This window comes from Protofrankia sp. CiT1, assembly GCF_917627335.1.
Classification (GTDB): Bacteria; Actinomycetota; Actinomycetes; order Frankiales; family Frankiaceae; genus Protofrankia.
Map to the genome: position 1 here is coordinate 1 of NZ_CAKJTP010000115.1, position 12,620 is coordinate 12,620.

11 protein-coding genes and 1 pseudogene are annotated in these 12,620 nt (G+C 71.1%); 9 read left to right on the top strand and 3 right to left on the bottom strand.

Annotated elements, in window-relative coordinates; translation table 11 throughout:
- Nucleotides 1–340: 340 nt before the first annotated feature.
- The 9 genes from MJ785_RS16145 (at nt 341) to pheT (ending at nt 9,696) form a co-directional block, all read left to right on the top strand.
- Nucleotides 341–1,456, top strand: coding sequence for a hypothetical protein (locus MJ785_RS16145; RefSeq protein ID WP_239381582.1), 1,116 nt, complete (start codon nt 341–343; stop codon nt 1,454–1,456).
- A gap of 223 nt (nt 1,457–1,679) precedes the next feature.
- Nucleotides 1,680–2,210 carry an SseB family protein gene (locus tag MJ785_RS16150; RefSeq protein ID WP_239311473.1) on the top strand — a complete coding sequence of 177 codons (531 nt, stop codon included), beginning with the start codon at nt 1,680–1,682 and terminating at the stop codon, nt 2,208–2,210.
- Between the two features lie 278 nt (nt 2,211–2,488).
- Entirely contained in the window at nt 2,489–3,073 is a 585-nt protein-coding gene (infC, locus tag MJ785_RS16155; protein ID WP_239311475.1) for a translation initiation factor IF-3, read from the top strand.
- Between the two features lie 44 nt (nt 3,074–3,117).
- The gene (rpmI, locus tag MJ785_RS16160) at nt 3,118–3,312 is read left to right on the top strand and encodes a 50S ribosomal protein L35 (protein WP_239311477.1); all 195 of its coding nucleotides are present in this window, start codon (nt 3,118–3,120) and stop codon (nt 3,310–3,312) included.
- Nucleotides 3,313–3,401: 89 nt separating this feature from the next.
- Nucleotides 3,402–3,797 carry a 50S ribosomal protein L20 gene (gene rplT / locus MJ785_RS16165; RefSeq protein ID WP_239311479.1) on the top strand — a complete coding sequence of 132 codons (396 nt, stop codon included), beginning with the start codon at nt 3,402–3,404 and terminating at the stop codon, nt 3,795–3,797.
- Nucleotides 3,798–3,829: 32 nt separating this feature from the next.
- Nucleotides 3,830–4,669 (top strand): RNA methyltransferase, encoded by an 840-nt coding sequence (locus MJ785_RS16170; RefSeq protein WP_239311481.1) that lies wholly within the window; start codon nt 3,830–3,832, stop codon nt 4,667–4,669.
- Complete coding sequence (locus MJ785_RS16175; RefSeq protein ID WP_370651662.1) at nt 4,666–5,826, top strand: ATP-binding protein; 1,161 nt, start codon at nt 4,666–4,668, stop codon at nt 5,824–5,826. Before MJ785_RS16170 ends, MJ785_RS16175 begins: the two co-directional genes overlap by 4 nt.
- A 124-nt stretch (nt 5,827–5,950) precedes the next feature.
- Nucleotides 5,951–7,144, top strand: coding sequence for a phenylalanine--tRNA ligase subunit alpha (pheS, locus tag MJ785_RS16180; protein WP_239381583.1), 1,194 nt, complete (start codon nt 5,951–5,953; stop codon nt 7,142–7,144).
- Nucleotides 7,141–9,696, top strand: a complete 2,556-nt coding sequence (gene pheT / locus MJ785_RS16185) for a phenylalanine--tRNA ligase subunit beta (RefSeq protein WP_239311485.1) — start codon at nt 7,141–7,143, stop codon at nt 9,694–9,696. Before pheS ends, pheT begins: the two co-directional genes overlap by 4 nt.
- A gap of 214 nt (nt 9,697–9,910) precedes the next feature.
- On the opposite strand, the gene MJ785_RS16190 is transcribed toward pheT, so the two are convergent.
- The 3 genes and pseudogenes from MJ785_RS16190 to MJ785_RS16200 all read right to left on the bottom strand — a co-directional run.
- The gene (locus tag MJ785_RS16190; protein WP_239381584.1) at nt 9,911–11,341 is read right to left on the bottom strand and encodes a DUF692 domain-containing protein; all 1,431 of its coding nucleotides are present in this window, start codon (nt 11,339–11,341) and stop codon (nt 9,911–9,913) included.
- Entirely contained in the window at nt 11,338–12,219 is an 882-nt protein-coding gene (locus MJ785_RS16195) for a TIGR04222 domain-containing membrane protein (RefSeq protein WP_239381585.1), read from the bottom strand. Before MJ785_RS16195 ends, MJ785_RS16190 begins: the two co-directional genes overlap by 4 nt.
- A 224-nt stretch (nt 12,220–12,443) precedes the next feature.
- A pseudogene (locus MJ785_RS16200) lies at nt 12,444–12,620 on the bottom strand (dCMP deaminase); the annotation flags it as partial.

Below are 12,620 nucleotides of genomic sequence, written 5' to 3' on the forward strand. Positions count from 1 at the left end.
CTTCCGGCGGCGACCACTACGGCATCCGTAGTTCTTCGTGTGTTCTGTTCGTGTCCGGTTCCGTTCGTATCCGGTTTCTTTTCGTGTCCGGTGCCGCTCCACGTGTTGCCTGAATCGGTCAACTCGCCCGAAGCCGTCGCGAACGGCCGGAACTCTGATTCGCTCTCAGCGGTCGGTTAGCTTGTAACTCGGCCCGGTGACAGGGACTCTTATCCGTAATGGATACCGCATACCGTGTGCTCAGCGCCGCCGGAGGTCCCGGTGAATCGGGGGGCCACCTTATTCCGGCGGCAGGCCCCGGCTATGGGCTGCGGGGTCCCCGTGGGGACGGGAGGCGGTGGTGAGCGCGATGACAGCGCGAGGACGGGACGAGGACGGTTATCGGCCGGATCTCCCAACGCCCCGGTCGGGCGCGCGGGGGGAAATCGGCCAGGTTCCGGATGCCGGTGATGCCCTCGAGATCCAGCCCGGCACGGTGTTCGCGGCCGATGTCGGTGACGCGCGGCCCGTGTCTCTGCTCGGCTTGCGCATGCCCAGCCAGGACAACAACCGCGACGCGACCGTGAGCCGGCGAGCGGGCCGGTTACGGCTCGGCACGCACGACGGCGCTCCGTTCGCGGCGCCCGTCCGGTCGGCCCGGCCACGGCGGCAGCCGGCGCCGGCTCCGGCCGGTTGGACCCCGGACGTCGAACTCGTCACGTTGGCCGCTGATCAGCCGGCCGCCGATCAGCCGGCCGCCGGTCCGGAAGCTGCCGATCAGGTGCTTGGGCGTTTCCCGGTGACGGTGTCGCCGGAGATCACCTGGCCCGGCGCCGGCCTGCCGGCGGCCGGGGAAGCCGGCAGCACACCCGCCACATCCGCGATCAGCTGTCTGCGGGTACATGTCGGCGGGTTCACCGGGGGCTGCGGGCGCACGGCCGCGGCCGGCCTCGGGATGGCTCTCGCCGCTTCCCGCCACGACCCGGTCATCGCGGTGGACGTGTCCGCCGAGCAGCCAGTCCGGGTACAGGACATGTTGGCGGTCTGGCATCAGGTGGTGCTGGTCGACGGACCGCCTGGCTGGAGCCAGCCGCTGTCCGCGGCGCCGTTCTCCCGGGCCGACACCCTCGTGGTCGCGGTCCGGGCCGATCTTTTCGATCTTTCGGCCGCGGATGACGTGCTGGCGGCGCTCGCCGGTGCTGAGGTTGCCGCCACCGATGCCGCCACCGACGCCGCCGGCATCACCCGGATCGGGAGCGGCGTCTCGGTGGTTGTTGTGGAGACGGTCCCGGTCCGCTGGTCCGGCCGGGCCCGCCGTCGCCTCGCCCAGCTCTCCGAACGCGCGCGGGCCGTGGTCGTGGTGCCGTTCGATCCGGCTCTGGCCGGCGACGTGTCGTTCACCTGGCCGGCTCTGCGTCGCCGTACCAGAGCGGCCTTTGGCGAACTTGCCGCCGCCGTGGAGGCCGTATCCGGCTGATCGTTCTTAGAGCGGGTGTGAGATCGGGCTTTCGATCAGTGAGCGGCTCATCCGCGCCCGATCCGGCAAGGCGGCGGAGGAAGGCGTCGGAGGTGTTGGGTGGCGACTGACGAGCCGGGGTACCCGTGCATCGCGCAGCGATGGACGGGGAGCGATGACGCGAGGGGCGTGCCCCAGCCCCGCGACGCCGCGTCCTGTGTTGCCAGGCGTTTAGGGTTGACTGGTGAAGCGGGAGCTGCTGACGCCGGCCGGACAAGGCGATCATGGCGGTGGTGACGGCGCGTTGCGCGCCGCGCTGGACGCGGGCGACGAACATGCGGTCGCGGCCGCGCTGGCCTGGGCCCGGGTCTTCGTCGCGATCGAGGCGCGCAGGACCGATGCCGACGCCGTCACCGGGGCCGACAAGACGTCTGAGATGGTTCTGGTAACGCTGCGGGTGCCCTCCGGCGCCACCGCGATCCCGGCGTTCAGCGGTGTTGACACGTTGGCCCGGTGGCGCCAGGCCGCCCGGCCGGTCGCGGTGCCCGGCCACGCCCTGTGTGCCCAGGCGGTGCGGGACGGCCACCGCGCGGTCGTGCTCGACATCGCCGGGCCGGCCATGGCCACTGTCGACGGGGAGCTGCTGAGGCGGGTCGCGGCGGTGGCTCTGGGAGAGACGGTGGCTCTGGAGGAGGCTGGCGCGCGGCTGGCCGAGCAGCCGCGCCCCCGGCGCCGGTGGTCTCGTCATCGCTCCCGCCGCCCGATGGCGGGTTGACCGGTTTCTGACGGAATATCCACCGTGGCCACTCTGATATCCGACGGTCAACTGATCGTCGCATCCGGCCCGCTCTGCTAGGCTGTCAGTCGACCGCTTGTTATCTGGCTGGTGTCTCGTAGCGGCGCCATCCTGTGGTGACAAGGCCAAGCGGAGGCTTGCCTCCCACCCGACGTCGCATGTTCGGCGGCCGGGTCGCCGGTCGGCCGAGCCGTCTGTGACGGCGTGTCGGCCGGGTGCCCAGTCTTGCTGGGTGCAGGGCTCCGCAGCGGCAGGTCATGCCCGCGCGTCGAGTCCACGGAGGGAACCACATCAGCGCAGAGTCACGTATTAACGACCGGATCAGGGTGCCCGAAGTGCGCCTGGTTGGGCCCGAAGGCGAGCAGATCGGCATCGTCGCCATCGCTGAGGCGATGCGGCTTGCGCAGGAGGCGGATCTCGATCTGGTCGAGGTCGCTCCGACGGCTCGTCCGCCGGTCTGCAAGCTCATGGACTACGGAAAGTTCAAGTACGAGTCCGACCAGAAGCGTCGGGAGGCTCGTAAGAACCAGGTCCAGACGGTCATCAAGGAAATGAAGCTCCGGCCGAAAATCGATCCGCATGACTACGAGACCAAGAAGGGTCACGTGGTCCGGTTCCTCAGGGCCGGCGACAAAGTCAAGATTACGATCATGTTCCGCGGGCGTGAGCAGTCCCGGCCCGAGCTCGGCATCCGCCTCTTGCAGCGATTGTCGACCGATGTCGCGGAGCTCGGTTACGTCGAGGCTCAGCCCAAGCAGGACGGCCGGAACATGACCATGGTGATGGCACCGCACAAGGGGTCCCGGCCCCAGCGCGCGCCAGAGCCCGCCGGCCGGGTCTGACCCAGAACACCGTTGATGATCACCACGGATTACAGGATCTCCAGATGCCCAAGATGAAGACCCACACCGGCGCGTCCAAACGGTTCAGAATCACCGGTACCGGCAAGGTGATGCGCCGCCGGACCAATCGCAATCACCTGTTGGAGCACAAGTCCAGCCGGCGTACCCGGCGGCTGTACAACGAGGTCACGCTTAGCCCGGCGGACGAAGGACGCATCAAGAAGCTGTTGGCGCGCTGACCGCCGGCCGTCCCCCCGAACCGCTCCCACCCGCTGGGAGCGGCGCGACGTAGTGCCGACAGTCACGACTGAAGGAGAGTTTCCCCCTCATGGCAAGGGTCAAGCGGGCGGTCAACGCCCAGAAGAAACGCCGGACGGTGCTAGAGCAGTCCAGCGGGTACCGGGGGCAGCGCTCTCGGCTGTACCGCAAGGCCAAGGAGCAGGTCCTGCACTCGATGGCCTACTCCTATCGGGACCGGCGGGCTCGTAAGGGTGACTTCCGGCAGCTGTGGATCGCCAGGATCAACGCCGCCGCGCGGGCGAACGGGCTGACCTACAACCGGTTCGTCCAGGGGCTGCGGCTGGCCGAGGTGGAGGTTGACCGGAAGATCCTCGCCGAGCTCGCGGTGACGGACCCGGCCGCGTTCACCGCGCTCGTCGAGGTCGCGCGTGCCGCCCTGCCACCTGCCTCACCGGCCCGTACGCCGGAGACGTCGGCGGCCTGATCGATCGCGTAGGCCGGCGCGTATCCGAATTCATGCTGGTGGTCCCGGACCCGGCTGGCCCGCGTTCGTCGCGGGTGCTCGCCGCGCGGCGCCTGCGCCGCCCGGCGGTCCGTCGTGTCCGCGGTCAGTTTCTGGTCGAGGGGCCCCAAGCGGTCACAGCGGGACTCGCGGTCGGGGCACTGCATGAGATTTTCGTGGGTTCGTCGGCGATGAGCAGGTACGCGGCACTTGTGGACGGAGCGGGGATACCGGTGCGCGTCGTGTCGGATGACGCGGTGGCATCACTGTCCGAGACGGTGACGCCTCAGGGTGTGGTCGGGCTGGCCGAGTGCCCACGCCACCTGGTCGCGGATCTCGCCCACCCCCGGCTGGTGGCGATCTGTCTTGACACACGTGATCCGGGCAACGCGGGGACGATTGTAAGATCCGCGGACGCCGCGGGCGCGGACGCCGTCGTGTTCGCCGGGTCGTCGGTGGATCCGTTCGGTGGCAAGGCCGTCCGCGCGTCCGCGGGCAGCATCTTCCACCTGCCGGTGGTGACCGATATCGATCTCGATGATGCGGTCCGCCAGCTGCGGGACCATGGTTGCCGCATCATCGCCACCACCCCGCTCGCGGCACGGGATCTCGATGCCGCGGCGGACGCGGGGGAACTCGGCGTACCCACCGCGTGGCTGTTCGGTAACGAGGCGCGCGGTCTCCCGCGGGCCGACGTGGTGTCCGCGGACGCGGTGCTCCGGGTGCCGGTGTACGGTCAGGCCGAGTCGCTGAATCTTGCGGTGGCGACTGCGATCTGCCTGTACGCGTCAGCGCGCGCACAGGCGAGGCTCGGGTCCGGCACTCAAGGCGCCGGGGGAGGTGGACGGCTGTGACGCACACGGTCACGTCGGCTCCCGACCAAGCTCGCAATCCACCGGCGGACGGAGAACCACTGTCCGGTCCCGGGCCGCGGGCGGATGGGACGCCGTACCTTGAGGTACCCGCCGTGTCGCCGGTCTCCTGGGATGATCTCCCAGACGGGATCGTGGTGGTTGACGCCACCGGCCGGGTGGAGATATTCAACGCCGCGGCCGTGAAGATCACAGGCGTCGCGGCGGCCGCCGCCGTGGGCCGTCATCTCACCGAGGTCCTGCCGTTGCTCGACGAGCGGGGCAACGACTGGTGGGAATGTTCGCGGGTGAGCCGCAACCTGCCGCGGGTGACCGGCCAGCCGGAGCGGCGGCTGACCTTCGCGGGCGCCCAGCACGAACGCGATCTTAATGTCACTGTTCGTTATGTCCGTGTCGAGGGGCGGCTGGCGCAGGTCTCGCTGTCGCTGCGGGACACCGTCAGCCGGGAGCGCCTTGAGCGTAACCGCGCCGACCTGGTGGCCACGGTCGCGCACGAACTGCGTTCCCCGCTGACGAGCGTGAAGGGGTTCACCGCCACGCTGCTGGCGAAGTGGGACAGGTTCACCGAAGAGCAGAAGAAGCTCATGCTCAACACCGTCAACACCGACGCCGACCGGGTGACCCGGCTGCTCGCCGAGGTGCTCGACGTCTCGCGGATCGACTCCGGCCGGATCCAGATGCGCAAACAGATCGTGGATCTTGATCAGACGCTGCGCCGGGTCGTCGATGGCAAGGTCGCGGCGGGAGAGGCCACCCGCGACAGGTTCGCGATGCGCACCGAAGGTACGCTGCCGGAGATGTGGTTGGACGCCGACAAGATTGAACAGGTGCTGCACAATCTCGTCGACAACGCGCTGCGCCATGGCGCGGGTACCGTCACCATTGTCATGCGCGGCACGCTGACCGGAGCCGAGGTGAGTGTGGCGGACGAGGGCGAGGGCGTGCCCGAAGCAAGCGCATCCCGGGTTTTCACGAAGTTCTGGCGAGGCGCGACCCGCGGTAACGGGACGGGCCTCGGGCTCTATATCGCCAGAGCGCTCATCGATGCGCACGGCGGTACGATCATGGTTGGGCGGGCGCCGGGCGGTGGCGCCGAGTTCCGATTTGTGGTGCCCGCCGGGGCACCCGTCTTCGCCTGAAGCGAAGCCGTGACCCGGCGGGCGCCCCGGCCCGCAGCCCGCACCCGGCCCGCGTGTCCGCCCACCTGTGGTGGACGGCGGTCGGGATCCCACCTGATGGCCGGTCCGGCCATCAATGACTTCAATGAGGATGACCAGCGTGTCACCGTCCCTACCGAGCGCTGACTCGAGCCGAGTCGATCCGAACCGAGCCGATCATCCGAACCGTGTCGATCCAGGCCGCGCGGACCCGGGCCGGGCTGACGCGGACCAGCTCGGTCCGGACCGGCTTGCCCAGCTGTGCGCGCGGGCGGCCGCGGAGATCGCCGCCGCGGGCGATCTCGACGAGCTCGCCGCCGTTCGCACGTCACAGGTTGATGGCCGGTCCGCTCCGCTGATGCTGGCGCGCCGGGTGCTCGGCGCCCTGCCACAGCCGGACCGGGCCGCGGCCGGGCGCCGGCACAACGACGCCACAGCGGCCGTCCGGGAGCTCTACGAGGCAAGACTCGCCGAACTCACCGCCGAGCGTGACGCCCGGGTCCTGGTCGAGGAGCGGGTTGACGTCACTGTCCCGGCGGGCCGCCGCCCGCTCGGGGCACGGCATCCGATCACGACGCTGTCCGATTACCTGGTCGACGTGTTCGTGGCCATGGGTTACGAGGTCGCCGAAGGGCCTGAAGTCGAGCACGACTGGTTCAACTTCGAGGCGTTGAACCTCGGCCCCGATCATCCGGCGCGAAGCTCGCACGACACCCTGTACGTCGACCCGATGGGCAGCGGGCTGCTGCTGCGCACGCACACCTCGCCGGTCCAGGTCCGCGCGCTGCTGTCTCGTCCACTGCCGGTGTATGTGGTGTGCCCAGGGCGGACGTACCGCAACGACGCGGTCGACGCGACGCACTCGCCCGTCTTCGGCCAGCTCGAGGGCCTCGCGGTCGATGAGGGCATCACCATGGCCGACCTGCGCGGCACCCTGGACGTGTTCGCCCAGGCGCTGTTCGGGTCGGGCCTGCCCACCCGGCTGCGGCCGTCCTACTTCCCGTTCACCGAGCCGTCGGCTGAGCTCGACGTCGGCTGCTTCGCCTGTCGTGGCGAACCGGACCGCCAGCCGTGCCGGGTGTGCTCCGACGAGGGCTGGATCGAGGTGGGCGGCTGCGGGATGGTCGATCCGAACGTGCTGGTCGCCTGCGGGGTCGACCCGGCCCGCTACAGCGGTTTCGCCTTCGGGATGGGCCTGGAACGCGCGGCCATGATCCGCCATGGCGTCCACGAGATCCGTGACTTCGTCGACGGGGACGTCCGGTTCGGCCGCGTGTTCGAGACGGGGAGCGGGTCATGAAGATTCCCATGTCGTGGCTCCGGGCGACCGTCGCCGGCCTGCCGTCGGCGAAAGTGGTCGCCGAGGCGCTGATCAGAGCCGGTTTCGAGGTTGAGGCCGTCGAGCCCGTCGGCCGTGACATCGCCGGTGTCGTCGTCGGTGAGGTCCGCGCGATCGAGGTCGTCGAGACCAAGAAGAAGAACGTGCGCTGGGTGACGGTCCAGGTGCCGCCGACCGGTACCCGCGGGGTGATCTGTGGAGCTTTCAACTTCGAGGTCGGTGACCGGGTGGCGGTGGCGCTGCCTGGCGCGGTGCTGCCCGGCGGCTTCACCATCACCTCGCGCAAGACCTACGGGCACCTCAGTGACGGCATGATCTGTTCGGTTCGTGAACTCGGCATCGGTGACGACCACGACGGCATCCTGGTGCTGCCGGCTGACACCCCGCTCGGCGTGGACGTTGCCGAACTGCTGGACCTCGCCGACGACGTCCTCGACATCGCCGTCACCCCGGACCGCGGTTATGGCCTGTCCGTCCGCGGGATCGCCAGGGAGGCGGCCACCGCGTTTGGACTGGCCTTCCAGGATCCGGCCGGGCCGGGCACGGACCGGCCACTGGCCGGCACCGCGGCCGGAGGGTATCCGGTCGTCGTCGAGGACACCACCGCCTGCACCCGGTATGTCGCCCGGACCGTGACCGGCGTGTCCCCGCAGGCACAGACCCCGCTGGGACTCACCCAACGTCTCGCGCTGTCGGGCATGCGGCCTGTCTCGGCACCGGTCGACGTCACCAATCTGATCATGTTGGGCCTGGGGCAGCCCCTGCATGCCTTCGACCGGGCGAAGCTGTCCGGCCCGATCGTCGTGCGCCGCGCCCGCCCCGGTGAATGGCTGGTCACCCTCGACGGGGTCAAACGTGAACTCGACCCGGCGGACCTGGTCATCGCCGACGGTTCCGGACCGGTGGCGTTGGCTGGCGTCATGGGGGGCGCGGCCACCGAGATCTCGGCTGAGACCACTGAGATCCTGATTGAGGCGGCCCATTTCGATCCGGTGGTGATCGCCCGTACGGCTCGGCGCCACCAGCTCGGTTCGGAGGCGTCACGCCGTTTCGAACGCGGCGTTGACCCGGCGCTCGCGCCGGCCGCCGCGGAGACGGCGGTCCGGATGCTCATCGAGCTCACCGGCGCCACGGCGGAGCCGGGGGCCACCGACGTCGACCACCGGCCGGATCCCGTCACGATCGCCTTCCCGCTGGCCGAGCCGGAGCGTCTGGGTGGACGTCCCTACCCGGCCGAGGTTGTCCGGCAGCGGCTGGTCGACATCGGCTGCGCAGTGGCCGCATCCACAGCGAGCGCATCCACAGTGGCCGCATCCGGCACCGGCAGCGGACCCGACGGGCCCGGGGTGCTGGCGGTCACGCCGCCATCCTGGCGCGGTGACCTGACCCGGCCCGCCGACCTCGTCGAAGAGGTCATCCGGCTGGAAGGCTACGACACAATCCCGGTGACCCTCCCGCGGCTACCGGCTGGCCGCGGCCTCACCCAGGGCCAGCGGCTGCGTCGGGCGGTCGACAGGGCACTCGCCCAGCAGGGCTACCTCGAGGTCCGCACCGTCCCGTTCGTCGGGGACGACACGCTGACCCAGCTCGGGCTTGAGGCGGACGACCCGCGGGCCGCGGCCGTCCGGGTCGCGAACCCGATCGCTGAGGATGCCGCCAACCTGCGCACCACCCTGCTGCCCGGACTGTTCGCCGCCGCCGTCCGCAACATCGGCCGGGGCCAGGGCGATCTGGCGCTGTTCGAGACTGGTCTGGTGTTCCGGGCCGTTGCCGCCGCCACGCCGCCGACCCCCGCGGTCGATCACCGTCCCAGCGAGGACGAGATCGCCGCGCTCAACGCGGCCCTGCCCGACCAGCCGAGACTGGTGGCCGTCGTTCTCACCGGCCTGCGGGAACCGGCCGGTTGGTGGGGACCGGGGCGGCCGGCGGATTGGCAGGACGCGGTCGCCGCCGCACACACCGTCGCGGGTGCTACCGGTCTGGAGCTGTCGGTGGCGGCAGACGCGATGATGCCGTGGCACCCCGGCCGGTGCGCGCGACTGACGGTGGCCGGCCCCGCGGCGGCGGATCCGGTCGTGCGCCGGGTCGTCGGGCATGCCGGTGAGCTGCATCCACGGGTGATCGCGGCCTACGGGCTGCCCGGCCGGACCTGCGCGATGGAGCTCGACCTCGACGCGCTGGTCGGGATCGCCTCGTCGCGCCCGCCGATCATGGCGTCCGCGGTGTCCACGTATCCACCCGCCGACCGCGACATCGCGCTGGTCGTCGAGGCGGGCGTCACCGTGGCCCAGGTCACCGCGGCGTTGCGGGCGGGTGCCGGTCATCTGCTGGAGGCGCTGACCCTTTTCGACGTCTACGAGGGGGTCCAGATCGGCGGCGGAAAACGTTCGCTCGCGTTCGGCCTGCGGCTGCGGGCGGGGGACCGTACCCTCACCGCGGAGGAGGCGAACGCGGCGCGGGACGCGGCGGTCGCCGAGGCCACCCGGGTAACCGGAGCGATTCTGCGCAGCTGATCTGGAGCGTCCGGCAACAGGGCGTGGATCAAGGAGCGGGGCTGGGGCGCGTGGCATCGCGAGGCGGCGGAGGGAGTCACCGGAGGTGTTGGGTGGCGACTGACGAGCCGGGGTACCCGTGCATCGCGCAGCGATGGACGGGGAGCGATGCGACGAGGTGTGTGCCCGGACCCCGCGGCGCCGCGTCCCCTATTGCCGGTCCCTCTTATTTCGTTTATTCCGTTCCGGGCCGCCGCAGCCTGGTGCGGCCCAGCCGGGTGCGGCCGGAGCCGAGCAGGCGTGTCCCGACGAACGGCGCCCGGATGGCGACGAGCGGGCGGGCACCGGCTTGCCGGTCGACCGCGACGGCCAGGCGTCGGCGGGCCACGGCGGCCATGAGCTGTTCGGACCGGGCCGGCTCGTCGAGGTCGGCCCGGACGGCGCGGGCGAAGGCCATGCCGTCCGCGTACGCTCCGACGGGTGCGCGGCCGGCGGCGAAGGCGGTGAACCGGGAGCGGAAGCCGGGCAGGCAGGACAGCGCCGGCCATGCTCGGGCAACGGCATCCGCGCGCTTGTGGAGGAGCGCCGTGCGGGTCGCCGCCACGCGGCGTGGGTCGAATCCAGCGGGGATCGGCCCGTCGGCGACGAGCGCCCGTACGAGTTCGGTCTGCGTCTGGCGCAGCCGCGCACGCCCTCCGTCGCCGCCGTCGCCGCCGTCGCCTCCATCGGCACCGCTGCCGCCGCGGGGAGTCCTGGGGCGTGGCATGGCGTCCGTCACCGGCCCAGCTCCTGGTAGCCCGGGGTGCCCCGCGCCGCCCGCGGCGGCAGCGGCGCTGATCGCCGCCAGCTCGCCGCCGAGTTCCCGGACGGACGGGTAATGACCATCGCGTTCAAGCATGAACGCATGTGGGCCGGGGTATCGCCGCGCCACTTCGCGGACCAGGTCGAGGACCGCGCCGGTGACAGGGTGGACGTGGGTGTCGTGGTACAGCCCGCCGCGCATGACTCCACCGGCCACGTGGATGTAGGCGACGCGCTCCCACGGTAGCCGGTCGAGGAAGCGGCCGGGGTCGACCCCGTGGTTGACCCGGTCGGCATGCAGGTTGGCGAGGTCCAGCAGCAGGAGCGCACCGGTGCGCTCAGCGATCTCGGTGAGGAACTCGGCTTCGCTGAGGTCCGCGTCCGGCCAGTGCAGCGGCGCGGCGGGATGCTCGAGCGCGAGCGGGACGGACAGTTCGGCTGACACGGTCCGTACGTTGGCGATCAGCACGTCGAGTGCGTCGCGGGTCCGCGGCACCGCCAGCAGGTGCCCCGCTTCCAGCCCGCCGGCCCGGACGACCGCGACATGCTCGCTGACCAGTGGTGCTTGCAGCCGCTCGGCGACAGCCGCCAGGCGTGCGATCCGCCATGCCTGGAGCGGTTCGGCGCCGCCCAAGCCGAGGCCGACCCCGTGCGGCACGACCGGGACGCCGCGCCCAGCCAGCCGGTCGAGGCCGGCCGGCAGAGGCCCGCGGGCAGGCAGCGCTTCCACGATGACCTCGACGAAGGACAGGTCCGTCCGGTCGGCGATGAAGGTCGCGAGTTCTGGCCGCCACCCGATCCCCAGCCCGGATGGCGGCCCGTGGCGGTTGCGCCGCGCACTGTTCGGCGGTGCGGTGGCGGTCATCCGCCGCAGCCGCCGCCACCGCAGCCGCCACCACCGCCACACCCACCACCGCTGCTTGCGTCCCCGCCGCTTGTGTTCCCGCTGGGACGGGCCAGGCCGAGCTGGCTGGCGAGGGCCGGGTCGGTGTCCCAGAGCACGCCCGTGCCGAACAGCGCGAGGGCGAGGGCGCGTTGCCCGGGTACACCGCCGGACCGCAGATCGACGCTGTCGCGGCGGGCCGTGGACAGGGCGGCCTTTCCCCGGCGGGTGATGGCTGGGCGCTGGGCGAGAAGCACTACCGCCACCGCGGTGACGATCAGTTCGACGCAGAGGAGGCCGACCGGCTTGCCCCGGCTGGCGCCCACAGCGACGCGGATGATCCCGATCGCCGCGAGGAGCAGCAGGGGGATCAGGGCCTGCCGACAGTCATGAGCCTGCGCCCGCGTCGGTACGAGTCCCGCGCCCTGCAGGCGAGTACGGCAGGCGGTCACGGCCGGTCCCCGTGACACCAGCGCGCTGAGCGACTCCAGCCGCAGTTCGCCCGCTCGGCGGATGGCGCCGAGCACTTCCCGCTCCAGTGGGGTGGCGTCGGGCGGCAGCGGCGCACCCGTGGTGGTCAACCCGCGCCGCGTCCGCCCTGGCCGTAGCAGGCCCAGGTCGTGCAGATTGGTGACCGCGCACGTCACGGCCAGCCGTGGGTTTCCGCTGATCATGGCGAGTTCCGTTGGGTCCAACGGGTTGGGGCCCGCCACCGGCGTGTCCGTCGGGCCGAGGATGCGGTGGCGCATGACGATCGCCGCCAGCAGCAGGACCGCGAATCCCAGGGCGTAGAGGATGAGAAAAGAGGGGCCGCTGATGCCCCAGGTGTCGCCCGCCGCGGACGCGGTGGGTGCGCTCATGCCGTGATCCTTCCCGTCGCCCGGAACGGTGGCTGGAGCGGCCCGCGGCCGTGAGATCGTGAGGCGGGTCGGGCTCCGTCCGGTGATGCCTGACACAGCCCAGGGTCCGCCGGCGCGTGGCCGTGATGGTGCGCGAGTAGCCAACGCGACACCTGCTCAGCAGGCGGGGCGCAGGCCCGTGAGACCTATGGCAGAGCCGACCCCGGAACAGGCTCGAAGGTGAATCAGACCGACAGGTGGGCGTTCATGGCGCGGGCCTGCTCGGCAAGCTCAGGCAGTTCCACGACGGTGACACCAGCCGCGGTGAGGAGTTCGTAGCCTTGGCAGTCGGCGACGAAGAGGCTGGGTTCGCGCCAGGCGATGACCACCCGTGGGATCTTGACTTCCAGAATGAGCTGGGC

Bases quoted from the DNA above. Each gene is read 5' to 3' on its own strand.
- MJ785_RS16195 (WP_239381585.1), bottom strand. From the start codon at position 12,219: ATGAGCGCACCCACCGCGTCCGCGGCGGGCGACACCTGGGGCATCAGC.
- pheT (WP_239311485.1), top strand. From the start codon at position 7,141: ATGAAGATTCCCATGTCGTGGCTCCGGGCGACCGTCGCCGGCCTGCCG.
- pheS (WP_239381583.1), top strand. From the start codon at position 5,951: ATGAGGATGACCAGCGTGTCACCGTCCCTACCGAGCGCTGACTCGAGC.
- MJ785_RS16170 (WP_239311481.1), top strand. From the start codon at position 3,830: ATGCTGGTGGTCCCGGACCCGGCTGGCCCGCGTTCGTCGCGGGTGCTC.
- infC (WP_239311475.1), top strand. From the start codon at position 2,489: ATGCCCGCGCGTCGAGTCCACGGAGGGAACCACATCAGCGCAGAGTCA.
- rpmI (WP_239311477.1), top strand. From the start codon at position 3,118: ATGCCCAAGATGAAGACCCACACCGGCGCGTCCAAACGGTTCAGAATC.
- rplT (WP_239311479.1), top strand. From the start codon at position 3,402: ATGGCAAGGGTCAAGCGGGCGGTCAACGCCCAGAAGAAACGCCGGACG.
- MJ785_RS16190 (WP_239381584.1), bottom strand. From the start codon at position 11,341: ATGACCGCCACCGCACCGCCGAACAGTGCGCGGCGCAACCGCCACGGG.